Annotated in this window: 20 protein-coding genes; 8 read left to right on the forward strand and 12 right to left on the reverse strand. The window is 67.2% G+C overall.

Annotation, left to right across the window (positions count from 1 at the left end; all coding sequences use genetic code 11):
* Positions 1–4: 4 nt before the first annotated feature.
* Together BM172_RS14695 and BM172_RS14700 are read right to left on the reverse strand one after the other, a co-directional pair.
* A complete protein-coding gene (locus BM172_RS14695; RefSeq protein WP_026635061.1) occupies positions 5–2,602 on the reverse strand; it encodes an MtrB/PioB family outer membrane beta-barrel protein in 2,598 nt (865 codons plus the stop codon).
* Positions 2,603–2,614: 12 nt separating this feature from the next.
* Entirely contained in the window at positions 2,615–3,682 is a 1,068-nt protein-coding gene (locus BM172_RS14700) for a DmsE family decaheme c-type cytochrome (protein ID WP_231504188.1), read from the reverse strand.
* Between the two features lie 283 nt (positions 3,683–3,965).
* Here BM172_RS14700 and BM172_RS14705 point away from each other — a divergent pair, with 283 nt between their 5' ends.
* Together BM172_RS14705 and BM172_RS14710 are read left to right on the forward strand one after the other, a co-directional pair.
* Entirely contained in the window at positions 3,966–4,919 is a 954-nt protein-coding gene (locus BM172_RS14705; protein WP_035323219.1) for a LysR substrate-binding domain-containing protein, read from the forward strand.
* A gap of 134 nt (positions 4,920–5,053) precedes the next feature.
* Complete coding sequence (locus tag BM172_RS14710; protein WP_035323221.1) at positions 5,054–5,980, forward strand: DUF2167 domain-containing protein; 927 nt, start codon at positions 5,054–5,056, stop codon at positions 5,978–5,980.
* A gap of 103 nt (positions 5,981–6,083) precedes the next feature.
* On the opposite strand, the gene BM172_RS14715 is transcribed toward BM172_RS14710, so the two are convergent.
* On the reverse strand, positions 6,084–6,785 hold the full coding sequence (locus BM172_RS14715; RefSeq protein ID WP_051548608.1) for an ArsR/SmtB family transcription factor: 702 nt from the start codon (positions 6,783–6,785) through the stop codon (positions 6,084–6,086).
* A gap of 243 nt (positions 6,786–7,028) precedes the next feature.
* On the opposite strand from BM172_RS14715, the gene BM172_RS14720 reads away from it, so the two are divergent.
* A complete protein-coding gene (locus BM172_RS14720; protein ID WP_051548609.1) occupies positions 7,029–8,006 on the forward strand; it encodes a type IV toxin-antitoxin system AbiEi family antitoxin in 978 nt (325 codons plus the stop codon).
* Positions 7,978–8,847, forward strand: coding sequence for a nucleotidyl transferase AbiEii/AbiGii toxin family protein (locus tag BM172_RS14725; protein ID WP_081805150.1), 870 nt, complete (start codon positions 7,978–7,980; stop codon positions 8,845–8,847). The genes BM172_RS14720 and BM172_RS14725 overlap by 29 nt, the downstream gene beginning before the upstream one ends.
* A 135-nt stretch (positions 8,848–8,982) precedes the next feature.
* Here BM172_RS14725 and BM172_RS14730 read toward each other — a convergent pair whose 3' ends face one another.
* Positions 8,983–11,214 (reverse strand): NADP-dependent isocitrate dehydrogenase, encoded by a 2,232-nt coding sequence (locus BM172_RS14730; RefSeq protein ID WP_026635065.1) that lies wholly within the window; start codon positions 11,212–11,214, stop codon positions 8,983–8,985.
* A 259-nt stretch (positions 11,215–11,473) separates the two neighbouring features.
* Between BM172_RS14730 and BM172_RS14735 the strand changes: the two genes are divergently transcribed.
* Positions 11,474–11,956 carry a cupin domain-containing protein gene (locus BM172_RS14735; protein WP_177218819.1) on the forward strand — a complete coding sequence of 161 codons (483 nt, stop codon included), beginning with the start codon at positions 11,474–11,476 and terminating at the stop codon, positions 11,954–11,956.
* Between the two features lie 69 nt (positions 11,957–12,025).
* On the opposite strand, the gene BM172_RS14740 is transcribed toward BM172_RS14735, so the two are convergent.
* The 5 genes from BM172_RS14740 to BM172_RS14760 form a co-directional block, all read right to left on the reverse strand.
* Positions 12,026–12,538: a hypothetical protein gene (locus tag BM172_RS14740; protein ID WP_035323223.1), complete on the reverse strand. Its 513-nt coding sequence runs from the start codon at positions 12,536–12,538 to the stop codon at positions 12,026–12,028.
* 14 nt (positions 12,539–12,552) lie between these two features.
* Positions 12,553–12,846, reverse strand: a complete 294-nt coding sequence (locus BM172_RS14745) for a LysM peptidoglycan-binding domain-containing protein (protein ID WP_026635067.1) — start codon at positions 12,844–12,846, stop codon at positions 12,553–12,555.
* Positions 12,847–12,949: 103 nt separating this feature from the next.
* Positions 12,950–16,078, reverse strand: coding sequence for an efflux RND transporter permease subunit (locus BM172_RS14750; protein WP_026635068.1), 3,129 nt, complete (start codon positions 16,076–16,078; stop codon positions 12,950–12,952).
* A gap of 214 nt (positions 16,079–16,292) precedes the next feature.
* Entirely contained in the window at positions 16,293–19,538 is a 3,246-nt protein-coding gene (locus tag BM172_RS14755; protein ID WP_026635069.1) for an efflux RND transporter permease subunit, read from the reverse strand.
* Positions 19,539–19,643: 105 nt separating this feature from the next.
* On the reverse strand, positions 19,644–20,900 hold the full coding sequence (locus tag BM172_RS14760; RefSeq protein WP_026635070.1) for an efflux RND transporter periplasmic adaptor subunit: 1,257 nt from the start codon (positions 20,898–20,900) through the stop codon (positions 19,644–19,646).
* 367 nt (positions 20,901–21,267) lie between these two features.
* On the opposite strand from BM172_RS14760, the gene BM172_RS14765 reads away from it, so the two are divergent.
* Positions 21,268–21,789 carry a c-type cytochrome gene (locus BM172_RS14765; protein ID WP_026635071.1) on the forward strand — a complete coding sequence of 174 codons (522 nt, stop codon included), beginning with the start codon at positions 21,268–21,270 and terminating at the stop codon, positions 21,787–21,789.
* A gap of 55 nt (positions 21,790–21,844) precedes the next feature.
* On the opposite strand, the gene BM172_RS14770 is transcribed toward BM172_RS14765, so the two are convergent.
* From BM172_RS14770 to BM172_RS14780, 3 genes are read right to left on the reverse strand one after another with little or no spacing between them, the layout of a single operon-like run.
* On the reverse strand, positions 21,845–22,141 hold the full coding sequence (locus BM172_RS14770; RefSeq protein WP_026635072.1) for a type II toxin-antitoxin system RelE/ParE family toxin: 297 nt from the start codon (positions 22,139–22,141) through the stop codon (positions 21,845–21,847).
* Positions 22,138–22,413, reverse strand: a complete 276-nt coding sequence (locus BM172_RS14775) for a YlcI/YnfO family protein (RefSeq protein ID WP_026635073.1) — start codon at positions 22,411–22,413, stop codon at positions 22,138–22,140. Before BM172_RS14775 ends, BM172_RS14770 begins: the two co-directional genes overlap by 4 nt.
* Before the next feature lie 51 nt (positions 22,414–22,464).
* Positions 22,465–23,070 (reverse strand): acyl carrier protein phosphodiesterase, encoded by a 606-nt coding sequence (locus BM172_RS14780; protein WP_026635074.1) that lies wholly within the window; start codon positions 23,068–23,070, stop codon positions 22,465–22,467.
* A 57-nt stretch (positions 23,071–23,127) separates the two neighbouring features.
* On the opposite strand from BM172_RS14780, the gene BM172_RS14785 reads away from it, so the two are divergent.
* Complete coding sequence (locus BM172_RS14785) at positions 23,128–23,820, forward strand: alpha/beta hydrolase (protein ID WP_026635075.1); 693 nt, start codon at positions 23,128–23,130, stop codon at positions 23,818–23,820.
* A 26-nt stretch (positions 23,821–23,846) separates the two neighbouring features.
* Entirely contained in the window at positions 23,847–24,965 is a 1,119-nt protein-coding gene (gene zapE / locus BM172_RS14790) for a cell division protein ZapE (RefSeq protein ID WP_026635076.1), read from the forward strand.
* Positions 24,966–25,048: the final 83 nt, after the last annotated feature.

Consider the following 25,048-nt stretch of genomic DNA (forward strand, 5'->3'; position numbering starts at 1 on the left):
CTCCTCACAGCTTCACGTTGAACATGGCGCCCAGCATGGTCACACCGTAGTGGTGCTGCGGCCCCTTGTCGGTATAGATGCGTTGCCCGTAGCTCAGCGTCTGGTCGAAGCCCAGGTAATGCCAGTCGGTAAAACTGCCGGTCTCGCGCCGGCCGAACAGGCGCATGCCCAAGCGGCGGGTGAAGTCGACGTTGAAGCCGAGCTCCAGCGTATTGCTGCGGTACTTGTTATCCGGGAATGCGTTGCCCGCCGCGGCCGCGGCGTCGGCCTCGCGATAGGCGAGCGCGCCGATCGTGGCGTAGCTGTAGCCGACATGGCCGAACGAGCCGCTGTAGTTGTAGTTGAGATCGGCGCGCACGCGGCCGAAGTCATGCGTGAGGGTGAAGCCCGCATTGCTGTTGCGCTCGCGGTCGAACTCCCACCACTGGTTGCCATACGGATACAACGGCCCGCCGAGCTTGGGATTGGTCTGTCCCGGCGTGCCCAGGGCTGCGCCCGCCGCGCCACCGTCGGAATCGCCCACGTTAGACACGCCCATATGCGAGGTCTCGATGCCCAGATACGCGCTGGCCGTGGTACGCGCGCTCGGCTGCCAATCCCATTGCAGCGTGGCGCCGGTGCTGCGCGTGTCCTGGCGGCCGATCGGCGTGGCGTACCGGTCGCGGTTGCCGTAGAGCGTCGCCGACACGGTGGTGGCGTCGCCGAACGGATAGGTGACGATCAGGCGCGCCTTGCTCTCGTCGCGATCCGACAGGTCGTACTTGCGCATGTCGGCCACCGTATGTGCCGGCAAGCCATTGACCGGATCGACGAAGCCCGGCAGCGCTTCGGAGAAAAACTGTGCGTACGGGTCGTAGTTGTAGGGGCCGCCGCGCCGCCGCGCATACTCGTAGCTGGCGCGCAGCGTGGCCTCGCCGAGCGAGCGCGACACCCACGAGATCTTTATCCGATGCTCGTCCACCCGCTTGCGTTCGCGGTACTTCGGCTCGTTATGGTCGAAGGTGTAGACCACGCCAAGACTGTCGCGCCGCCCCAGCTGCCAGTCGCCGCCGAGCTCGAACAGCGTGTCGTCGTAGCCATAGGGCACGTTGCGCACGGTGACGTTGGACGACCAGTACAACGGATTGCGCGGATCGAAGATGCCCACCTCGCCCGGCACGATGCTGCCCTGCGAGCCGTTCTCCGAGATGTAGCCGTATTGCCCGGTCTGCGGGTTGTAGGCGAGATAGCGGGTCTTGTTGTCTTCGCGGTACCAGCGCAGGCCGGCATGCCAGCCGAAGCTGGAGGAGGGATGGAAGTTCACCCGCGCGTCGAACAAGCCCGTATCGATACGCGCATTGGCATTGCGCTGCGACAGCGCCGCCGGTGTGTTCCAGTCGGCGCAGGGCAAGGTGTAGTTGGGGCCGCCGATCGGCGTCATGTCGACGCCGAGCAGGCCGGTGCAGGTGACCGGCGGACGCAGCGCCGCGTTCTGGCGCATGGTGCCCCACGCGGCGGCGACGCTGAACTGGCCGTTGCCCTTCAGCTCGCGCGACAGGTCCAGGCGCAGGTTGTGATAGTCGTTGTCCGGCTCCAGCGAGAACTCGCCCTGGTAGATGTTCGCCACCTGCGGCACGCCCACCACGTTCTGCAGCTGGAACGGACTCTGGTAATCCAGGTAATCCTTGTGGTTGCGGAAGAACGAACCGGTATAGGTGCCGACGAAGCGCCACACCTTGCCCACCTTGCGCAAGGAGAGGTTGACATCGGTGGTGGAGAAATCGATCGGCCGCACCGTTTCGTTAATGCCGCCCTGCAGCTGGTTGAAGGCGAAGAACATCGGCCCGCCCCACAGGCGCGTACCCTTGCGCTCCTCGTTGCTGATCGCGGCGCTGCCGATCCAGCCGCGGTAGAGCTCGCCTTCCAATGACAAGCCGCTGCGCGTGCGGGTCAGGCCGATGGTCCGGCGCGGCGCCGCCGCCGAAGCGGCCGCGATCTGCGCAGGCGTGCTGCCACCGGGCGTGAGCGAAGCAGGCAAGGTGAGCTGGTTGCTGCCGATGCCGTTCCAGATCGGGAACGCGTTGGTCGACACCGTATGCGGCATATCGCGATAGAACGCTTCCACGCGATAGCTGCCGTACTTGCCGGCACGCAGCCGGTAGTACTGGTCGTCGGCGCTGAGCCGGCTGCCGCGGAACTCCACGTACTCGCCCGTGCGCCGGTTGTCGAACATCAGTCCGAGATAGCCGGGCGCGAAACCGTTCTTCCAATCGCTGTACTGGCGGAAGAACTCCGCATTGCGATCGCCGTTGAGATGGATGTAGCCAAGCTGCAGCAGGCCACGATACGTCCAGTCGCTGCCCGGCGCCAGCGGCGTGCCGTCATCGGCCTGTGGCGGATACGGATACGGCACGCCGGTCGGCGTGCGCTTCATGCCGGCATGCAACCAGGAGAAGCCTTCCTGTATCCCCGCCATCATCGGCGTCCAGCCGCGCGGATCGAACGCATTGCCGTATTGCATGTCGCCCACGCGCATGGTGTCGCTGCCGTCGGCGACCTGCGCCGCGGCCGATCCCGCCGCCAGGCCGGGCAGCGCGAGGAGAAGGAGCTGGAGCTTGCGCATCGTCCGCCTCCCTCACTTGTGGAACTTCGGACCGGACGGGTTGTTCGACCCGTGGATATTGGTATGGCAGGTGAGGCAGCCGCGCCCCATGATCCGCTCGTCCGGCGACACGCCATTGCCCAGGCCCGCGGCGCTCTGCAGGTCGTTCGGGTGCTGCGTCATGGTGTGGCACTGCTGGCACAGCATCGGGATCGGCGCGACCAGCAGGGTCTGCTGGTTGGAGCCGTGCACGTCGTGGCAGTTGAGGCAGTTCTGCCGCACCGGCGCGTGCTCGAACAGGAACGGCCCGCGCTTTTCGGCGTGGCAGGCGTAGCAGGTCTCGTTGACCGTGTCGGTCTTGAGCAGCGGCTTGGTGATGGTGCCGTGCGGGTTGTGGCAATCGGTGCAGGCCATCTGCCCTTCCGGCAGCGGCATGTGCGAGCGGCGGTTGAACTTGGCGCGGATGTCCTGGTGGCAGCTGCTGCACACCTCGTTGATCGACGGCTTGGCCAGCACGCCTTCCGGCGACAGGCGCGCCATCGGGTTGTGGCAGTCGCTGCAGGACAAGCCGCGGTTCTCGTGCACGGAGCCGAGCCAGTGCTGCCGCGCACCGCCTGCATGGCAACCGAGGCAGACCTGGGTCTGCGCTTGCACCGGCGTGCCGCCGTCGTGGGTGAAGGCGATGATCGTGCCCTTCGCCGCGGGGTTCTTCGCATGCAGCGAACCCGGTCCATGGCAGGTCTCGCAGGCCGCCTGCGGTCCGGAATGCGCCGCGCCGACGCGGAACGACGCCACGTGCAGCGAATGCGAAGCCTGCACGTTCTCCAGCGCGTGGCAGGCAATGCAGGTCTTGGCGCCGACGGCATCGGCGTCGGGCGCAAGCGGATTCTTCGGGATCGGCGCGGCGTCGAACGGCGTGGCCGGCGAATCGCTGACCGGGCGCAGGTGGGGGTCGCGGTTGCGCGCGTCGTTGGCGCCCATGTCGGTGGCCGGCAGCATCCGCGCGATGTCGCCCTGGCTCAGGCCCGAGGACCCGGCCGGCGCCGCCTGCTGGGCGAGGACGCCGGGCATCGGCAAGGCCGCCAGCAGCCCGATGGCCACGCAAAGCCTGGCCGCGCAAAGCAACGTCCCTGGCCGAAACGGGAACACACGCATGGCGTAACCCCTTGGCTAGCGTGATGCGCCGGCGGTCCGTCCCCGAAGCGGGCCATGGCCGACGCGGCAGGCAGTATTCACCCTCGCCAGGACAGGCATAAGCCCTTGTGTCGAAAATGATTGTCCAAGCCGCGAGAACAATCGCGAGTTGTCGCGACGCGTCAATGCGTCCCCGGAACACTGGGGTAGCCTGGCCAGCGGGGGCTCATCCCGCGACGGGAGCCGAGACATGCAGGATCTCAACGACATCCTCTATTTCGTGCAGGTGGTCGAGCACGGCAGCTTCACCGGCGCCAGCCGCGCGCTGGGCATGGCCAAGTCGCAGTTGAGCTTCCGCGTCGCACGCCTGGAGGAGCACTTGGGCGTGCGCCTGATCCAGCGCACCACGCGGCGCTCCCATGTCACCGAGATCGGCCGCCGCTACTACGACCAGTGCCGGCTGATGCTGGCCGCCGCCGAGCGCGCGCAGGAAGTGATCGACGATGCGCAGGCGCTGCCGCGCGGACGGCTGCGCGTGGCCTGTCCGGTGATGTTCGCGCAGCTGCTGCTGGCGCCGGTGCTGGTCGGTTTCCTGCGGCGGCATCCGGACGTGCAGGTGGACCTGGACATCTGCCACCACCAGGTGGACGTGGTGGCCAACGGCTACGACATCGCCTTCCGCGTGCGCGCCTCGGTGCAGGATTCCAGCCTGATCGTGCGCAGCTTCGGCATGGATCCGCAGATGCTGGTGGCCAGCGCCGATCTCCTGCAGCGCATCGAGCCGGCGCAGCAGCCGGCCGACCTGCGGCACCTGCCGAGCGTGAGCACGATCTCCGCCGAAGGCCGGCATTTCTGGACCCTGCTCGATGCCGCCGGCCATGCACAGCGTGTCGAACACCATCCGTCGCTGGTCAGCGACGACCTGCAGGTGCTGTTCCAGGCGGTGACCGGCGGCCTGGGCATCGCGCAGCTGCCGCGCTTCATCTGCCGCGAGCCGGTCGCGCGCGGCCAGCTGGTGCCGGTACTGCCCGCCTGGAGCCTGCCGCCGGGCAACGTGCATGCCGTCTACCCCTCCCGCCACGGCCATACGCCGGCCATGCGCTGCTTCATCGACTACATGGCCGAGCACCTGCCCGACATGCTGGCGCAGGCGCAGCGCGGTGCGCCGGGCGGGGACGTGAAACCGCTGCTGGCGGTGGCCTGAGGCCGCCCGCCGGACTGGCTAAGCCCGCTCCTCCCTGCAAGAATTCACGAACCATCGCGCCAGAGGGGGAGCGATGGACTCGCGCCCGCACCGGACGCACCGACATCAACGGACGATATCCAGGGACTTCACCCATGAAAATCAAGCTCCTGCCGGCGCTCGGCCTGCTGGCCGCATTCGCCTGCACCGCGCCGCTGCTGGCCATGCCGGCCGACGAACCGGCCGCCGCCGACGACATTTCCGCCGAGACGCAGACCTTCCTGAAGTCGCTGCACCCGGCCACCGGCAACGTGACCGTGCCCGGCGCGCAGGCCACGCTGAAGCTCGACCCGGGCTACAGCTTCCTGCCCGCCAGCGAGGCGCAGGACGTGCTCACCCGGCTGTGGAACAACCCGCCGGACAAGGACGTGCTGGGCATGATCCTGCCCAGCGAAGACATGAAAGTGCTGCTGGACGAGAAGGCCTGGGCGGTGGTGGTGACCTTCGTCGACGAGGGCTACGTGTCCGACGAGGACGCGGCCAAGCTCGACTACAACGCCATGCTCAAGGACATGCAGGACGCCAGCAAGGACGACAACGCCGACCGCCTCAAGCAGGGCTATCCGGCGATCGAGCTGGTCGGCTGGGCCGAGCCGCCGCACTACGACGCGGCGTCGCACAAGCTGTACTGGGCGCGCAACCTGAAGTTCAAGAAGGCCGACGGTTCCTCCGACGGCGCGTCGCTGAACTACGACATCCGCGTGCTCGGCCGCCGCGGCTATCTCTCGCTCAATGCGGTGGCGCCGATCGACCAGCTGGCGCAGGTGCGCGCGGACATGCCCAAGGTGCTGGAGATGACCGAGTTCAACGACGGCGAGCGCTACACCGACTACAACTCCAAGACCGACAAGACCGCCGCCTACGGCATCGGCGCGCTGGTCGCCGGCGGCATCGCCGCGAAGGCCGGCCTGTTCGCCAAGCTCGGCGCGCTGCTGCTGGGACTCAAGAAGCTGATCATGGTCGGCATCGTGGCGATCGGCGGTTTCTTCGCCCGCCTGTTCGGTCGCAAGAAGGCGCAGTAAAAAACGACGGCCGGCGCAAGTTGGGGGGAGCCGCAGGCGAACCCCAACCATGCGCAGCGTCATGGCGTAGCGATGTTGGGGTTCGCCTGCGGCTCACCCCAACCTACGCCGGTCTGTCGAGCCTCACGCCCAGTCCGGCCAGCCGCCGCAGCCCGTCGGCGCTGGGCACCAGCGCGCGTCCCTGCGTAGCGCGGCGCAGCCAGCCCGCATCGAGCATGGCCGAGGTCATCGCCACGCCGAGCGGACCGCCGACGTGCAGGCGGCGCTCGGTCCAGTCCAGGCAGCCGCGGCCATGCAGGTGCAACAGGCGATGGGCGGTTTCGGGTTCGAGTCCGGCACCGGCGAGCGCCGCCGCGCCGGCGGGCAGCAGGCGCAGGCCTTCGCTGGCCGCTTCCAGGTAATCGTGCGCGAGCAGGCTCTCGCAGAACGCCACGCCAAGCTGGCCGGCAAGGTGCCGGTAACAGCTGCGCGCGCGCCGTACCGCCGGGTCGCCGGCAGGCGTGGGCACGGCGGTGCGCACGCGCGGCATGGCCAGCGCCTCGAGCATCGCCGAGACCTCGTCGTCGGCCAGCCGGTAATAACGATGGCGTCCCTGTGCATGCAGCGCGAGCAGGCCGCCATCGAGCAGACGCTTCAGATGGGCGCTCGCCGTCGCCGCTCCCACGCCGGCCACCCGCGCCAGCTCGCCCGCCGGGCGCGCGGTGCCGTCGGACAGCGCCAGCAGCATCGCCGCGCGCGCCGGCTCGGCGAGCAGCGCGCCGACTTCGGCGAGCTGGTAGCGGGTCATGGTGGGGGCGTCGGTCACACCCGGCAGTCTAGTCGGAGGCAGCGGCGCGATGGTTCGTCCGGTAGCGAAGCAAGTTCAGCCGTTTGTCCATATTTTATTATTGTCCATGCAGCATGGACAGATAAAATTTATGGACAAAACCTTTCTAAGTGTCTGTAATAATTTGTTGTCCAATATTGACTTTTGTCCATGCGGCATGGACAGTCCTCATCTATGGACAAAGCATTTCATCCACGAGAGCGCAGGGTCCTGGCGGCTGCCATGCAGGCAGGTCAGGCGTGGGGGCTGGCCTGGACCGAGACCGGCACCCCGCCCGCAACTCGCGGCAACCACCATCCGGACGCCTGGCTGCAGGTCCAATACGGCGGCCGGACCGCGGACTACGTGGCCGAGATCAAGACGCGCCTCCGGCCGGCCAACCTGGGCCTGGCTATCCATCAGGTGGGCCAATGCGGCCCACGCGGCCTGCTGGTGGCCGACTACGTCACGCCTCCCATGGCCGAAGAACTGCAGCGCCAGGGCGTGCCCTTCATCGACACAGCCGGCAATGCCTACCTTCCCGCGCCAGCCTTCCTGATCTGGGTCAAGGGGCAGCGTCCGGCCGCGGAAGCCGAGGCGCAGAAACCGGGCGGCCGGGCTTTCACCGCGGCGGGCCTGCAGGTGCTGTTCGCCCTGCTGTGCGAACCGGCCTGGATTGAATTGCCTTATCGCGAACTGGCCGCCCGCGCCGGTGTGGCGCACGGAACCATCGGCGGCGTGCTGGCCGAACTGCCCGCGCTCGGCTTCGCCATCACCGTCGGCAAGCGTCGCCGGCTGACGCATGGCGATGCCTTGCTGCAGCAATGGATCGACGCCTATATCCGCACCCTGCGCCCGAAGCTGGTACGGCAGCGCTATCGCGCGCAGGCGCTGACCTGGGCCACGGCCGACGATGCGCAAGCCCACCAACTGCTGCTGGGCGGAGAAGCCGCCGCCGCACAGCTCACCGGTTACCTGCGCCCACAGACCGTCACGTTCTACGGCGAAAAGCCCGATGCGCGCTTCCTCGCCGAGCATCGCCTGCTGCCCGATCCCGACGGCAATGTGGAACTGCTCGGACGCTTCTGGAATTTCCCCACCGAGCCGGCCGGATTGGCGCCCGACGTGCTGATCTATGCCGATCTGATGACCCTTGGCGACGCGCGCGCCACCGAAACCGCGAATCTGCTGCATGAGCGCATCATCGATCGACTTAAGTAAGGACGCACGGCTGAGCTTCCTCGCCGCAGTCATGCGCGCCATCGAGCCACATGCACGCGACGTCCCGCTGCTGCTGGTGGGCGCGATGGCGCGCGACCTGCTGCTGCACTACACGCACGGCATACCGATGGCCCGCGCCACGGAAGACCTGGATATCGCCGTCGGCATGGAAAATTGGGAGCAGTTCAAACGACTGCGCCAGCACCTTATCGATGCGGGCGGCTTCGTCGCGGAACCCGGCAGACTGCATCGATTGCGCTATGGCACCCGGCTTATCATCGACCTGATTCCCTTCGGTGGCCTGGAAGAAAACGATCGAAGCATCGTGTGGCCACCCGAAGGCGCGCAAGTGATGACCGTGCTCGGCTACCGTGAATCGGCGCATTCGGCCTGGGATGTCGCCCTGCCAGAGAGGCAAGCCGTCCGCGTCGTATCGCTGCCCATGCTGGCGGCGATGAAACTGGTGGCCTGGCGCGAACGACGCCTGACGGCTCCCGGCAAGGACGCTGCCGATCTGTGGCTGCTGCTCACCAAGTATCTGGATGCTGGCCAGCAGGATCGCTTGTACGGCGATGCCAGCCATCTGCTCGATGCGGACGGCTACGACTTCGAAGCCGTCGGTGCCTGGCTGCTTGGCGCCGACGCTCACGAAGTGATGCATAAGGATCAGCATGCGCTGGACAGCTTGCTGGATATCCTTCGACCGGAACTGGATCGCAATGGTCCGCTGCGGCTGATCGCCGACATGCCACGCTCGACCAACGCCGACAGGGCCTTGCGCTTGCTCGATGCCTTTCATGCAGGGCTGTCCGGCAAGCCGTCGCCGTTCGCCAGCCCCTGAGCTCAATCCCGTCAAAATGACGGGATACTGACGGGATACCCGAATATCCCGTCATGGTGACGGGATACTTCCGATATGCGGATTCGTAAAAAGGGCGCCATGAAGGCGCCCTTTTTTCATACCGGCGACTGGCGCTTACTTCGCCAACCCATCCACCGCCGCATTGAACGTCGCGCTCGGCCGCATCGCCTTGCTCAGCAACGCGATGTCCGGGTGGTAATAGCCGTGGATATCCACCGCCTTGCCCTGCGCACCGTTGAGCTCGCCGATGATCTTCTCCTCGTTCTCGGTGAGCGCCTTGGCCACCGGTGCGAACGTCGCCTTGAGCTCGGCGTCGTCGTCCTGCCCGGCCAGCGCCTGCGCCCAATACATGGCCAGGTAGAAGTGGCTGCCACGGTTGTCCAGTTCGCCGACCTTGCGCGCGGGCGACTTGTTGTTGTCGAGGATCTTGCCGTTGGCCTGGTCCAGCGCCTTGGCCAGTACGCCGGCCTTGGCGTTGCCATAGCGGTTGCCCAGGTGCTCGAACGAAGCGGCCAGGGCCAGGAACTCGCCCAGCGAATCCCAGCGCAGGTAGTCCTCTTCCAGGAACTGCTGCACGTGCTTGGGCGCCGAACCGCCGGCGCCGGTCTCGAACAGGCCGCCGCCCGCCATCAGCGGCACGATCGACAGCATCTTGGCACTGGTGCCCAGCTCCATGATCGGGAACAGGTCGGTGAGGTAGTCGCGCAGCACGTTGCCGGTGACCGAGATGGTGTCCTGGCCCTTGCGGATGCGCTCCAGCGAGAAGCGGGTGGCGTCGACCGGCGACATCACGCGGATGTCCAGGCCGCCGGTGTCGTGGTCCTTCAGATAACGCTCGACCTTCTGGATCAGCTGCGCATCGTGCGCACGCTTCGGGTCCAGCCAGAACACCGCCGGCGTGCCGCTCAGGCGCGCGCGGGTGACGGCGAGCTTGACCCAGTCCTGGATCGGCGCGTCCTTGGTCTGGCACATGCGCCAGATGTCGCCCGCCTCCACGGCGTGTTCCAGCAGCACGTTGCCGGCGTCGTCGACCACGCGCACCACGCCGTCGGCGGCGATCTGGAAGGTCTTGTTGTGCGAGCCGTATTCCTCGGCCGCCTGCGCCATCAGGCCGACGTTCGGCACGCTGCCCATGCTGGCCGGATCGAAGGCGCCGTGCGCCTTGCAGTCCTCGATCACCACCTGGTACACGCCGGCGTAGCTGCGGTCGGGGATCACCGCCTTGGTGTCCTGCAGCTTGCCTTCGGCATTCCACATCTTGCCGGAGTCGCGGATCATCGCCGGCATCGAGGCGTCGACGATCACGTCGCTGGGCACGTGCAGGTTGGTGATGCCCTTGTCGGAATTGACCATCGCCAGCGCCGGGCGGCGCGCATACTCGGCCTTGATGTCGGCGGTGATCTCCGCCTGCTTGTCGGTCGGCAGCGCGTTGAGGCGCGCGTACAGGTCGCCGATGCCGTTGTTGGGGTCGAAGCCGATCTGCTTGAGCGTGTCGGCGTGCTTGGCCAGCACATCCTTGTAGAACTCGCCGACCACGATGCCGAACATGATCGGGTCGGAGACCTTCATCATGGTGGCCTTCAGGTGCAGCGAGAACAGCACGCCCTGCTGCTTGGCGTCGGCCACCTGCGCGTCGACGAAGGCGGCCAGCGCCTTGCGGCTCATCACCGCGGCGTCGATGATCTCGCCCGCGCTGATCGCGGTCTTGTCTTTCAGCACCGTGCTCTTGCCATCCGTGCCGGTCCATTCGATCTTCACCGAGGTAGCCTGCGCGACGGTGGCGGACTTCTCGCTGCCGTAGAAATCGCCGCCGTCCATGTGCGCCACGTGCGACTGCGAATCCTTGCTCCAGGCGCCCATCTTGTGCGGATGCTTGCGCGCATAGTTCTTCACCGAGAGCGGCGCGCGGCGATCGGAATTGCCTTCGCGCAGCACCGGGTTCACCGCGCTGCCCTTGGTGCGGTCGTAGCGCGCCTTGGCGTCCTTCTCCTGCTCGTTCTTCGGCTCGTCCGGGTAGTCCGGCAGCGCGTAGCCCTGCTGCTGCAGTTCCTTGATCGCGGCCTTCAGCTGCGGCACCGAGGCGCTGATATTGGGCAGCTTGATGATGTTGGCGTCCGGCGTAGTGGCCAGCTGGCCCAGCTCGGCGAGGTCGTCGGCGATCTTCTGTTCGGGCTTCAGCAAGTCCGGGAACTGCGCCAGGATGCGGCCGGCCAGCGAGATGTCGCGCGTTTCCACCGCGATGCCGGCGGCACCGGCGAAGGCTTTGACGATCGGCAGCAGCGACTGCGTTGCAAGGAACGGCGCTTCGTCCGTGAGGGTGTAGATGATCTTCGGCGTGTTGGACATGTCTGGCCTCTTGCAACGACGTTGACAGGAAGGGGACCGCAGGGCGGCGGGCGGAACCGGTCACATGGCGGCGGGGTCCGCGAAAGCCAAGCATTGTCGCGTTTTCGCCGGGGCGACGGAACCGGCGCGGGGCGCTTTTGCCCAATACTCCGAGAGAGGGCGTACGGCGAGGTATGGGACCGGCGCATGGATACGTCACGCGAAACGTCCCACCATGATCGAGTCGCCTCCTCCCTTTCCGGACCCGCAAGGACACGCCATGCACCGCTGCGCCAAGGCCCTTCCCGCCCTCTTCGCGCTGATCGCCGCCGCCCCCGCGGCCCATGCCGCGGAAAGCACCACCCTGCTCAAGACCACGCGCTCCTGGGACGGCACGCCTTATCCCGCCTACCCGTCCGGGCAGCCGCAGATCACCGTGCTGCGCATCGTCATTCCGCCGCACAGCACGCTGGCCTGGCACCACCATCCGGTGATCAATGCGGCCTACGTGCTGAAAGGCGCCCTGACGGTCGAGAAGCGCGCGGAAGGTCCGGGCTCGTCCTGCTCGCTGGCGGAAGGCGAGGTGCTGCCCGAGCTGGTGGGCCAGGTGCACCGCGGCTACACCGGCGAGCAAGGCACGACCTTGATCGTGTTCTATGCCGGCGCCGGCGGCGAGGACATCACCGTGCCGGACGTGCTGCCCGAGCGCAGCCCGCCGACGAATCCGGCGCCGCCATGCCGGACCCTGCCCAGGCAGGATTGAGCGGATCCCGCATACGACGAAGGGCGCGGCATGCCGCGCCCTTCGCCATGACGGGAAAACCCGGCGCGCTTACTTCACCGAGAAATCCTTGGTTCCTGCGGGCTGCCCATTCAGGGTGACATCCAGCTTGTAGTTGCCCGCCGGCCAGCCGTCCGGCTTGCTGATCTCGAACGAGGTGGTGGCCGGGCCGGTGGGAGCGATGGTCTTGCTGTCTTCCTTCACCGTCTGGCCGTCCTGGTAGCTCCACTTCACCGCGATGGTGGCATTGCCGCTGCCGGTGGTGCTGACCGCGGCATAGATGCTGTCCTTCGGATGGAAGGTGGTGGTCGCGGTGGTGACCTTCTGGTCGGCACCGACGGCGCTGCCCAGGTCGATCGAGGCCAGGCTCACCGCTTCGGCAGGCGCCGGGGCGGTGGCGGGCGGCGTTGCCGGTTGCGCGGCGGTGGCGCTGGCGGCGGGCGGCGCGGCGGTGGGTGTGGCGGCGTCTTCCTTCTTGCCGCAGGCGGCCAGGCTCAGGGTGGCAGCGAGCGCGAAGGCGAGCAGATAAGGGGTACGGGTGATCGTCGAATGAAGGTTCTTCATGCGTGTCTCCTCTCTCAGTCCTTGGCGGGGATCTTCAGCACCTGACCGGGTTTGATCAGGTCCGGGTTGCTCAGCTGGTCACGGTTGGCGTCGAAGATGCGTTTCCAGTCGGCGTTGCCGTAGAAATGCCTGGCGATCTTCGAGAGATTGTCGCCGGCGACCACCGTATAAGTCTGGTCGCCGTCCGGTGCGGTCGAAACGACCTTGCTCTCCACGTTGCTGAAATCCGCCTTGGGCGCATCGGGCGCCGTCGACTTGACCTCGCTTTGTACGTTGGAGAAATCGGGTTTTCCTGTTTCATTGCCCATCGAACACTCCTCCTTCCCGAAAGGAGCGGCCAGTGTTCCGACATGGGAGTTAACGCACCGTTATCGCGCGACGGGCGTATTCAGCCCGCGCGCGATGCGAACCTCAGGATGCTCGCGCCTCGATGCGGCGCACGCTGCGCTCGCGGCGCCGGGCGCGCCAGGTCTTCCAGTGGCCGGCCAGGCAGCTGAAGATCACGTACAGCGCCGGCGTGCTCAGCAGGGTGAGGCTCTGCGAGAACAGCAGGCCGCCGATCATCGCAATACCCAGCGGCCGGCGCAGCTCCGAGCCTTCGCCCAGGCCGATCGCGATCGGCAGCGCGGCGAGGATCGCCACCATGGTGGTCATCATGATCGGCCGGAAGCGCACCACGCAGGCTTCGCGCACCGCTTCCAGCGGCGGCTTGCCGTGCTCGCGCTGCGCCACCAGCGCGAAGTCGATCATCATGATCGCGTTCTTCTTCACGATGCCGATCAGGAGCACCAGCGCGATCTGCGCGATGATCGACAGCTCCGTGTTGGTAAGCCACAACGCGAGCAAGGCACCCACGCCGGCGGCTGGCAAGGTGGAAAGAATGGTCACCGGGTGGATCAGGCTTTCGTACAGCATGCCCAGCACGATATAGACCACCACCACCGCGCCCAGCAGCAGCAGGAGCATGCCGCTCTGCGATTGCTGGAAGCGGCGGAAGTCGCCGCCGAGATTGATGCGGATGTCGCCCGGCAGGCGCATCGACGACGCCGTGGCCTGGATGATCGGCAAGGCCTCGCCCATGCTGATGCCCGGCGCCAGGTTGAAGCTAAGGCTCATGATGCTGTACTGGTTTTCGTGCTGCACCTGGGTCGGCGCCACGCCCGCTTCCTGCCGCGCGAACGCGGTCAGCGGGATCATCGCGCCGGAGTTGCTGGCCACGTAGATGCGGTTGATCGCTTCGGGGGTCGCGGTCTGGTTGGCGACCGCGTTGATCACGACGCGGTATTGATTGAGGTCGGAATAGATCACGCCGACCGAGCGCTGCCCGAACGAATCGTAGAGCGCGCCGTCGATGTTGCCGATGCCCACGCCCAGGCGCGCGGCCTTGTCGCGGTCGATCACGATGTTCTGCTGCAGGCCGGCGTCGTCGATGTCGCTGCCGACGTCGCGCAGCTTGGGGTTTTTCTTCAGCTCGGCCACCAGCTTGGGCAGCCACTCCTGCAGTTCGTCGGAGCTGTCGCCCTGCAGCGAGACCTGATACTGCGCACCCTGGCTGGTCCCACCGCCGCCGAAGCTGGGCAGGTCCTGGATCGGGCGCAGGCGCACGTTGAGGTCGGGATAGCGCGCGGCCTTGGCGCTCAGGCGCGCCAGCACGGTGACGGTGTCCTGCTTGCGGCCTTCGGCATGCGTGCGCAGCTGGATGTCGAACGTGCCCGCGGCGCCCTGGCGGCTGCTGCCCAGGCGCGAGCCGACCGTGGCTACGTCCGGATCCTTCAGCAGCATGTCGATCAGCCGCTGCTGGCGCGCCACCGAATCCTGGAAGGACACGGTGGACCCGGAGGTGGCGCGCCCGCGGATAAGCCCGGTGTCCTGCATCGGGAACAGGCTGGTCTTCACCGCGCCGAACAGCAGCACGGTCACCACGATCAACGCCAGCGGCGACAGCGCGAAGATCAGCACGTGGCGCAGCGAGAAATCCAGCGCCTTGGTGTAGATCCGCAGCATGCCGTCCTGGAAGCCTTCCAGCGCGCGGCCCAGCCGCGAGACGGGACGGTCGTGCACGTGGCCATTGAGGAAATGCCCGCACAGCGACGTGGTCAGCGTCAGCGACACCACGGCCGAGACCGCGATGGCGGCCACCAGGGTGAGCGTGAATTCCTTGAAGAACATGCCGGTGATGCCGCCCATGAACAGCAGCGGGATGAACACTGCCACCAGCGAGGCGGTGATGGAGACGATGGTGAAGCCGATCTCCCGCGCACCGGCCAGCGCGGCCTCGAAGCGCGTCATGCCCTGGTCGATGTGGCGCACGATGTTCTCGATCACCACGATGGCATCGTCCACCACGAACCCGATCGAGATCACCAGGGCCAGCAGGGTGAGGTTGTTGAGCGTAAAGCCCATCACGTACATGGCCACCGCCGCGCCGGCCAGCGACAGCGGCACGGCTGCGGTGGCGATCAGCGTGGGCGCCAGGCGGCGCAGGAACAGCGCCATGGTGAGCATCACCATCAGCAGGCTGATCAGCAGCGTGGCCTGCACCTCGTGCAGCGAGGCGCGGATGGTCGGCGTGCCGTCGAAGTAGGGAATGAGCTTGGTGCCCGGCTGCAGATAAGCCTGCAGCAACGGCACCTCGGCCTTTACGCGATCCACCGTGGCGATGATGTTGGCATTGGACTGCCGGTACACGTACATCAGGATCGCCGGCTTGCCGTTGAACCAGGCGGCCTGGTACGCGTCCTGGGTGCCGTCGTAGACCTTGGCCACATCCGACAGGTGCACCGGCGTGCCGTTGTGCGAGGCGATCACCAGCTGGGCGAATTCGTCGGCGTTGTGCAGGGAGTCGTTGGCGGTGACGGTGGTGGTCGTCACGCCGTCGGAGAGGAAGCCCTGCGGCGAGGTGACGTTGGCGGCGGTGAGCGCATTGCGCAGCTGGTCGGCGGTCAGGCCCATGGCGCTGAGCGCGCGCAGGTTCACGTCGACGCGGATGGCCGGCGTGGCGGCACCCTGGATGTCCACCGACGACACGCCCTCGAGCTGGCGCAGCCGCTGCGCCAGCAGCGAATCGGCCACGTCGAACAGCTCGCGCTTGGACTGCGTCTGCGAGGTCAGCGCGAAGGCGATGATCGGGTCGTCGTTGGGATTGGCCTTCTGGTAGCTCGGCGGACTGTTGAGGCCCGTCGGCAAGTCGTTCTGCGCCGCGTTGATGGCCGCCTGCACGTCGCGCGCCGCCGCGTCCAGGTCGCGGCCGACATTGAACATCATGAACACCTGGGTCTGGCCCAGCGAGCTGTTGGAACGCAGCGTGTCGATGCCGGTCACCTGGCCCAGGTGGCGTTCCAGCGGCGCGGCCACGGTGGAGGCCATGGTGCCGGCGCTGGCGCCGGACTGGCTGGCCTGCACGAAGATCACCGGGAACTGCATGTTGGGCAGCGCGGCGACGCCCAGCAGCGAATAACAGATCAGGCCCAACACGAACACGCCGATGGCGAGCAGCGAAGTGCCGATGGGGCGGCGGATGAACGGGCCGGAGATGTTCATGCAGTCAGCGTAGCGGGTGAACGGCCGGCGCAGCACAGGCGACGGATGAGGCGGGGTATCCAGAGCGGAACGCACCGGGGGCGGATCGGTTGAACAAGCGGGCCGGGGCCTTTTGGCACTGGTGGGATTGGGCAACCCCAGTACGCCGAAAGGGGCGGAGCCTTTCGGCCCCACCCCTTGATCGCGTCACCGCGTCGTCCCGCCCCCGGTGGCCTCACGCCGCCGCGCTTCCGCCGGTAGCCGCGCGTTCGAGCGCGCGGCGTTCGCGGCGCACCCTCAGCCAGTCGGAGAAGCGTTCCATGTACAGGTAGATCACCGGCGTGGTGTACAGGGTCACCAGCTGCGACAACAGCAGGCCGCCGACGATCGACACGCCCAGCGGCCGGCGCAGTTCCGCGCCGATGCCGTTGCCCAGTGCCAGCGGCAGGGCGCCGAGCATGGCCGCGGCAGTGGTCATCATGATCGGGCGGAAGCGCAGCAGGCAGGCGCGGCGGATCGCCTCGGCCGCACTCATGCCGGTGCGCTGCGCCTCGATGGCGAAGTCGATCATCATGATCGCGTTCTTCTTCACGATGCCGATCAGCAGCACGATGCCCACGATGCCATCCACCGACAGGCTCATGCCGCACAGGATCAGCGCCAGCAGCGCGCCCACGCCGGCCGGCGGCAGGGTGGAGATGATGGTCAGCGGGTGGATGTAGCTCTCATAGAGCACGCCCAGCACGATGTAGATGACCACGATCGCGGCGAGCAGCAGCAGCACTTCGTCGCCCAGCGAGGAGGAGAACTCCGCCGCCTTGCCGATGAACTGGCCGCGCACCTGGGGCGGGAAATTCAGCTGCTGCTCCAGCTCGTGGATCGCCTTGACCGCATCGGACAGCGAATAGCCCGGCGCCACGTTGAACGACAGCGTCACCGCCGGCAGCTGCTGCTGGTGGCTGACCACCAGCGGCGCGCTGGTGACCTCGGCGTTGGCCAGCGAGGCGATCGGGATGGTGCCGCCGGCGCCGACCTGGAAGCCGATGTTGCCGGTGTTGCCGATGCCCGCCGGGGTGGCCGAGTTGCTCGAGGTCACCTGGCCGAAGGTGGTGGCATTGCTGCCGGTCAGCGCGCCGTTGCCGTTGCCGCGCACGGTGAGCTTGTTGAGCAGGTCCTGGCTGGTGCGGAATTCCGGCGCCACTTCCATGACCACGCGGTACTGGTTGAGCTGGGTGAAGATGGTCGAGATCTGGCGCTGGCCGAACGAGTCGTACAGCGTGTCGTCGATGGTCTGCACCGGCACGCCCAGGCGGCTGGCCTTCTCGCGGTCGATGGTGAGCTTGAGCGCGTTGCCGCTGTCGGCCAGGTTGTTGTCCACGTCCGACAGTTCGGGACGCTGGCGCATGGCCTGGGTCATCTGGTTGGCATAGCCGGCCAGTTCGGTCGAGTTCACCGCCGACATCGAGTACTGGTATTCGGTGGCGGCCACGCGGCTGTCCAGGGTCACGTCCTGCACCGGCTTGAGGTACAGCGCCACGCCGGGGATGCCGGACACGGCCTTCTGCAGCCGCGGCAGGATGTCGTCCAGGCCGCCGCGCTCGCCGCGCTCCTTCAGCACGATGCTGAGCTGGCCCTGGTTGAGCGTGGGGTTGATCGAGCCGGCGCCGATGAAGGCGGCCACGCCGCTCACCGCCGGATCGCTGCGCAACGCCTCGGCCACGGCCTGGGTGCGCTGCTCCATCTGCGGGAAGGCGACGTTCTGGTCCGCCTGCACCACGCCGGTGATCAGGCCGGTGTCCTGCTCGGGCAGCAGGCCCTTCGGGATCACCACGTACAGGAACACGGTGACCACCACCGTGACCAGCGCGATGAACATGGTGAAGCGCTGGTGGTCGAGCACCCAGCCCAGGGTGCGGTCGTACAGGTCGACCGTGCGCGACCACACCGTGCGCTTGCCGGCCGCGGCGTGGCGCTCGTGCGCGTCGTCGCCTTCCGGCAACGCGTCGGGCTTGAGCAGGTAGGCGCACATCATCGGCGTCAGGGTCAACGACACCAGCATCGAGATCGCCACCGCGATGGTCAGCACCCAGGCGAACTCGTGGAACAGGCGGCCGGTGACACCGGGCATCAGCAGCAGCGGCAGGAACACCGCGATCAGCGATACGGTCAGCGACAGCACGGTGAAGCCGATTTCCTTCGCGCCGTATTCGGCCGCTTCCTTGCCGCTCTTGCCCTGCTCGATGTAGCGGACGATGTTCTCGATCATCACGATCGCGTCGTCCACCACGAAGCCGGTGGCCACGGTCAGCGCCATCAGCGAAAGGTTGTCCAGCGACATGCCGGCGAAGGCCATCACACCGAAGGTGCCCATCAGCGACAGCGGCACCGCCACCGAAGGAATGATGGTGGCCCACAGGCGGCGCAGGAACACGAAGATCACCGCCACCACCAGGAACACGGTGAGAATCAGGGTGAACTGCACATCCTCCACCGAGGCGCGGATGGTCACGGTACGGTCGGCGAACACGTCCAGGTGCACGTCGGCCGGCAGCACGCTGCGCAGCTCAGGCATGATCGAGCGGATGTGCTCCACCGTCTGCACGATGTTGGCGCCCGGCTGGCGGCGGATATCCAGCAGCACCGCCGGCTTGCCGTTGGCCCAGGCGGCGAGCTGGTCGTTCTCGACGCCGTCGATCACGCGCGCCACGTCGGACAGGCGCACCGGCGCACCGTTCTTGTAGCTGATGATGGTGTTCTTGTACTCGGCCGCATCGACCAGCTGGTCGTTGGTGCCGATGCTGTAGCTCTGCGTCTTGCCGTTGAGCGTGCCCTTGGGCGCGTTCACGTTGGCTTGGGTGAGCGCGCTGCGCACGTCCTCCATGGTCAGGCCGAGGTTGGACAGCTGTGCCGGATTCACCTGGATGCGCACGGCCGGACGCACGTTGCCGGCGATCGAGACCAGGCCCACGCCCTGCACCTGCGAGAGCTTCTGCGCCAGGATCGAATCGGCGATGTTGTTGATCTCGCGCAGCTCATGCGAATCGGAAGTGAGCTTGAGCGTGAGGATCGGCGCGTCGGCCGGGTTCACACGGTTGTACACCGGCGGATACGGCAGGTTGTTCGGCAGCGTGCCCTTGGCCTGGTTGATCGCGGCCTGCACGTCCTGCGCGGCGATGTCGATGTCGCGGTCCATGGCGAACTGCAGCACGATGGTCGACAGGCCCGCGGAGGAGTCCGAAGTCATCATGCTCAGGCCGGAGATCTGGCCGAAGTTGCGTTCCAGCGGCGTGGTGATCAGCGCCGCCATGGTGGACGCGCTGGCGCCCGGATACTGGGTGGTGACCACCAGGCTGGGCGCGTCGATTTCAGGCAGCGCCGAGACCGGCAGCTGGCGATAGCCCAGGATGCCGAGCAGCATCACCGCCACCATCAACAGCGAGGTGGCGATCGGCCGGCGAATGAAGAGCGTCGAGAATCCCATGATTACCTGGATGGCCGTCCGTTGTGGACTTCAGGGCGCGGCGCGTCGATGCGCCGCGCGTGGCGCCGGGCGTCGCGCTGCGAGCGCGCGCCCGGCCGGTTTGGCTCAGCCGCCGCGGCGGCCGCCGCCGTTGCGCTGACCCTTCTTGCTCTGCTGCTGCAGCTCTTCGGCGGTCGGCGCGGCCGGCACTTCGCCCGGCTTGAGCCCCTTCACCTTGCTGCCCGGCTTCAGGCGGAACTGGCCCTCGGTGACGATCTGATCGCCTTCCTTGAGGCCCGAGCCGATCATCACGTGGCTGTCGCCGACTTCACCGGCAATCTTCACCGGCTGCATCTTGACCGTGCTGTCGCCCTGCACCTGGTAGACATAGTCGCCGTCCGGGCCGCGCTGCACCGCCTGCGACGGGATCACCAGGCCGCCCGCCACGGTGCGCACCTTCAGGCGCACGTTGACGAACTGGCCGGGCCACAGGTCGTTCTTCTCGTTGGCGAACTGCGAGCGCAGGCGGAACGTGCCGGTGGTGGTGTCGATCTGGTTGTCGATCACCTTCAGCTCGCCGCCGTCGGCGATCGGATGCGCGTCGACGCGGTCCAGCGCGGTCACCTGCAGCGGATCGGTGCTGCCGCGCACGGCGTTGCGCACCATCTCCAGGTTCTGCTCCGGCAGCGTGAACATCACGTAGATCGGATGCAGCTGGGTGATGGTGACGATGGTGCTGGTGGTGGTGACCAGGTTGCCCGGGTCCACGCCGCGGATGCCGGTGACGCCGTCGATCGGCGAGATCACCTTGGTGAAGCCCAGCTGCACCTGCGCGCTGGCGATCGCCGCCACGTCGGCCTCGACCGCCGCCTGGTACTGCGACACCTGGTTGCGCTGGGTGTCGAGATCCTGCTTGGAGATGTAGCCCTGCGGCGCCAGGTTCTGGCTGCGCTCCAGGTTGGCGCGCGCGGTGGCCAGCAGCGCCTGGTCCTGCGCCCGCTTGCCCACGGCCTGCTGATAGTTGGCCTGGAAGGTGCGCGGATCGATTTCGGCGAGCACGTCGCCCTGCTTCACTTCCTGGCCTTCCTTGAACTTCAGGCTCATCAGCTGGCCGGCGACCTGCGGATTGATCGTCACGGTATTGAGCGCCTGCACGGTGCCCAGCGCCGTCAGGTAGACCGGCACGTCACGCTTGACCACCGGCTCCACGGTCACCGGGACCGGGGTGTCCTTGTCCTTGCCATCGCCGCCCTTGCCCGGACCGCCCTGGCCGTCGCCGGATGCCTGCCCGGCTCCGCCCGGCTTGTGCATCAGACGGAAACCGATCCCACCAACGATGATCACCGCGATGACGATCAGCGCGATCTTCCAAAAACGCGACATGAAAAAAGCTCCTGGATGAAAGGCGGGCCACCCGACCCCGCCGCGCGCGGATGCGCGCCTGTTTTGGTACGACGGCGAAAGGATAGGGGCAGTTCAACGAAAAGGGACAATGCCAGTTGACAGGGGGGGGCGCATGACCGATGGCAGGGATGAGCCGCGCCACTATGCGGTCCGACGATGTCCGTCCCATGTCGGATTCTAACGACAAGACGGGCCGTTTCCGGTTCCCGTCACGCTCCGGCGGCCCCGACCTGGAAGACATGTGAGCTCGTTCGTCTATAATCCGGGACTTCTTGCCTGAACCCGCGGTCCGGCCAGGCCCGATGGTTCGCCCACCGAAACCGGGAGTATTTGCGTGAGCGGTTCCATGACGAAATCCGACCAGAGCTTCATGCGCAGCTTCTCTTTGCTGATCGCAGGCCTGGGTGTGCTGACGATGCTGCTGATCGGCGGCGCCTGGATGATCTACGACGCCGAACCCAAGGAAGTTAACCCGGACGCGGCCAAGAAGGTCGCCGAGCGGATCGCCCCCGCGGGCGCCGTCTATGCCGGCGACACCGGCCGCGCCGCCATGCAGGCCGCGGCGGAAGCCGCCGCCAAGGCTGCCGCTTCGCAGGTCGCCTACGGCGGCAGCACCGACGGCAAGACCATCTACGACAACCTCTGCCACAGCTGCCACACCGCCGGCGTCGCCGGCGCGCCGAAGCTGGGCGACAAGGGCGCCTGGGGCTCGCGCATCGCGCAGGGCCTGGACACCCTGGTCAAGCACGCCATCGAGGGCTACCACGGCCCGGACGGCAACTTCATGCCGGCCAAGGGCGGCAACCCGGCGCTGACCGACGAGCAGGTGAAGAACGCGGTGCACTGGATCGTCGACCAGGCCAAGTAAAAAAGACCCAGCAGTATCCATGCGAAAACGCCGCCTTCGGGCGGCGTTTTTCGTTCTAGTAGTAGTCGTCCTCGCGCTGATGCCGCACCGCGAGCACATGCACCTCGCTTCCGCGGATCTCGAACAGGGCCACATAGCCGGCGCCTCCGAAGCCGATCAGCAGCTCGCGCAGGAAAGGATCGGCTTCATCCGCCTTGCGGCAGGCGAACGGGAAATCCCGCAGCAGCTCGGTGGCCTTGGCGATGGCAGCCAGGGCGCGCTCGGCGGCGCGCCGGTCGCGCATCCGCAAGGTATCGAAGCAGCGCAGCAGGTCGTCGCGGGCTTCTTCCGTGAAGCGGACGCGATGGCTCACGCATCGTCCTCACGGGGAGGCGTGGCCTCGAGCCGAGCGGCGAGCTGGGCGAGCATGTCGTCGGCTTCCACATAGCGGCCGCTGCCGCGCGCCTTGTCCGCCGAGGCCCGGCCGCGGGCGATGAACTCGCGCTGGGCGGTGCGGCGGTGAATTTCCGCGCGCAGAGATGCCTCGGTGAAGGCCGACAGGCTTTCGCCCTGGTGGAGCACATCCAACACCTGCTCGCGGAATTCGGGTTCGACGCGCAACGGGGGAATCATGGCGGTCTTCATGGCGGGGGCGCTCATGTATAGCAATTGCTATGCATGCTAGCACAGCGCCTTTCAGCCAGATTCGGAGGTTTCCCTGTTCGCGACCCAGTCTGCCGCGAAGGCCCGCAACTGGGGAAAGAACGCCTCGAAATGCACCCGCAACGGCTGCTCGAAGCCGAGCAGCACCGGCATTGCCTCGCCCACCGGATTGGCCCGGCTGAGCCGCGCGGACACGCCGCGCAGCGCCCGCTCGATCTCGACGCGCTCGGCATAGCCGGCCGGCAGGTCATGCGCCTCCATATAGACCAGGAAGCGCCTGAGCCCATCGGGCAGCAGCTCGTGATGCTCCTGCAGCAGCGCGCGCAGCCGGTCCGAGTACGCCGCCAGCGGCTCGCCGCTCCAGCGCGCGAAGTCCCGCGCCAGCTCGTGATCGAACCACATGTCCAGCAGGATCCCGCCGAAGCGCCGGTACGGCGAAGGCAGCAGGCGCCTCGCCTCGGCCACTTCCGGGTGGGCATCGGTGTACACGTCGATGGCCCGGTGCAGGCGGATGCCGTCGATCACCCGCGGCGGGAAGCGTGCCGGATCGGGCTTGCCATGCACGAAGTCGCCCAGCATGCCGCCCAGGCGCAAACCGTCGTCGTCGCCCGCCAGCAGGGCGTGAGCCAGATGGTTCATGCCCGAGCTTTCCGCGCGGACGGGCGGCGGAGCGGCCCGGCGGTTATCATCGTATGCATGACTCCCATCGCCTTCCCCAACGATCCGGATCAGTTCCCCGGTGAAGAAGCCAGCTTCGCGCTGAGCGGTCCGGCCGGCAAGCTCGAGACGATCAGCAGCGTCGCCGAGCCCGCCGAGGCGCGCCGCGGCGTGGCCGTGATCTGCCATCCGAACCCGGTGGAAGGCGGCACCATGCATAACAAAGTGGTGACCATGGTCGAGCGCAGCCTGCGCGAGCGCGGCCTGGACACGGTGCGCTTCAACTTCCGCGGCACCGGCGAATCCGAAGGACAGCACGACTACGGCAATGGCGAGTGCGACGACCTGGCCGCCGTCGTGCGCTGGGTACGCACGGTACGCCCCGGCGACGCGCTGTGGCTGGCCGGCTTCTCCTTCGGCAGCTACGTCACGCTGCGCAGCGCCGTCGAGCTGGATGCCGACGCCCTGATCAGCATCGCCCCGCCGGTCGCGCGCCGCCATTACGAGTTCGATGCCATCCCGCTGCCGTCCTGCCCCTGGCTGGTGGTGATGGGCGAAAGCGACGAGGTGGTCGATCCGCAGGCGGTATTCGACTGGATCGACAGCCTGCGCCGGAAACCCGAGCTGGTGCGCATGCCCGACACCGGGCATTTCTTCCATCGCCGCCTGATGGACCTGCGCGGCGCGATCAAGCACGTCGTGCAGGACTGGCTGCCGCCGCTGCGCGGCTGACGCGCCCTCCCCTTCGATTCCTCCCCATGAGCGATACACCCCCGATCGCGCCCAGCGCGCGCTACCACGAAGGCGTCGCCGCGCACCGCTGGGAAAGCGACCCCGCGCAGCTGGCCGTACTGCCCGAATTCGACCGCATGCACGCCGCGCTGATCGCTGCGCGCGAAGACAGCGGCGGCCTGTTCGGCCGGCTGAAATCGCTGCTCGGCGGCGAAGCGCGCGACGCCGTGCCCGGCCTGTACCTGTGGGGCAGCGTCGGTCGCGGCAAGACCTTCCTGATGGATCTATTCGTAGCCAGCTTGCCGCATGGCATTGCCCTGCGCCGGCACTACCACCGCTTCATGGGCGAGGTGCACGAGCGCCTGCGCGAGCTGGGCAACCGCCAGGATCCGTTGCTGGAAGTGGCCGACGGCATCGCCGCGCGCTGCCGCGTGCTATGCCTGGACGAGTTCCTGGTCAACGACATCGGCGACGCGATGATCCTCGGCACGCTGCTGGAGGCGCTGTTCGCACGCGGCGTGAGCCTGGTCACCACCTCGAACACGCAGCCGAGGAACCTCTACAAGGACGGCCTGCAGCGCGCGCGCTTCCTGCCTGCGATCGCCCTGCTGGAACAGCACTGCCGCGTGGTCGAGATGATCTCCTCGCGCGACTGGCGCCTGCGCGCGCTGACTCAGGCTCCGGTGTACTTCACCCCGCCCAGCGCCGAGGCCGAGCGTTCGCTGGCGCGCATCTTCGCCGCCCAGGCGCAGGGCGAGGCCAGCGAAGGCGGCGCGATGGTGATCAACGACCGCCCGATCCCCGTGCGCAAACGCGCCGGCAATATCCTCTGGTTCGACTTCGATGCGCTGTGCGAAGGCCCGCGCGCGGTGGCCGACTACATCGCGATCGCCAAGGCCGGCCCGGCGGTGATCGTCTCCAACGTGCCTCAGTTCAGCATCTACAGCGAGGACGCGGCGCGCCGCTTCGTGCTGCTGGTGGACGAGTTCTACGACCGCCACGTGAAGCTGATCCTGTCCGCCGCCGCACCGATCACCGAGCTGTACGACGGCGAGCGCCTGCGCGCGGAGTTCGGGCGCACGGAGTCGCGCCTGATCGAGATGCAGAGCGAGGAATACCTGGCGTCGGAGCACCGCGCGGACTGACCGGAGACGTCGGGCATATCGGGAACAGTCCCAATTGCCACCCCGCAAGCGACGGCAGGCACAACCGCATCGATACCCTCGAC

Source organism: Dyella marensis (genome assembly GCF_900112865.1).
Lineage (GTDB): Bacteria > Pseudomonadota > Gammaproteobacteria > Xanthomonadales > Rhodanobacteraceae > Dyella_D > Dyella_D marensis_A.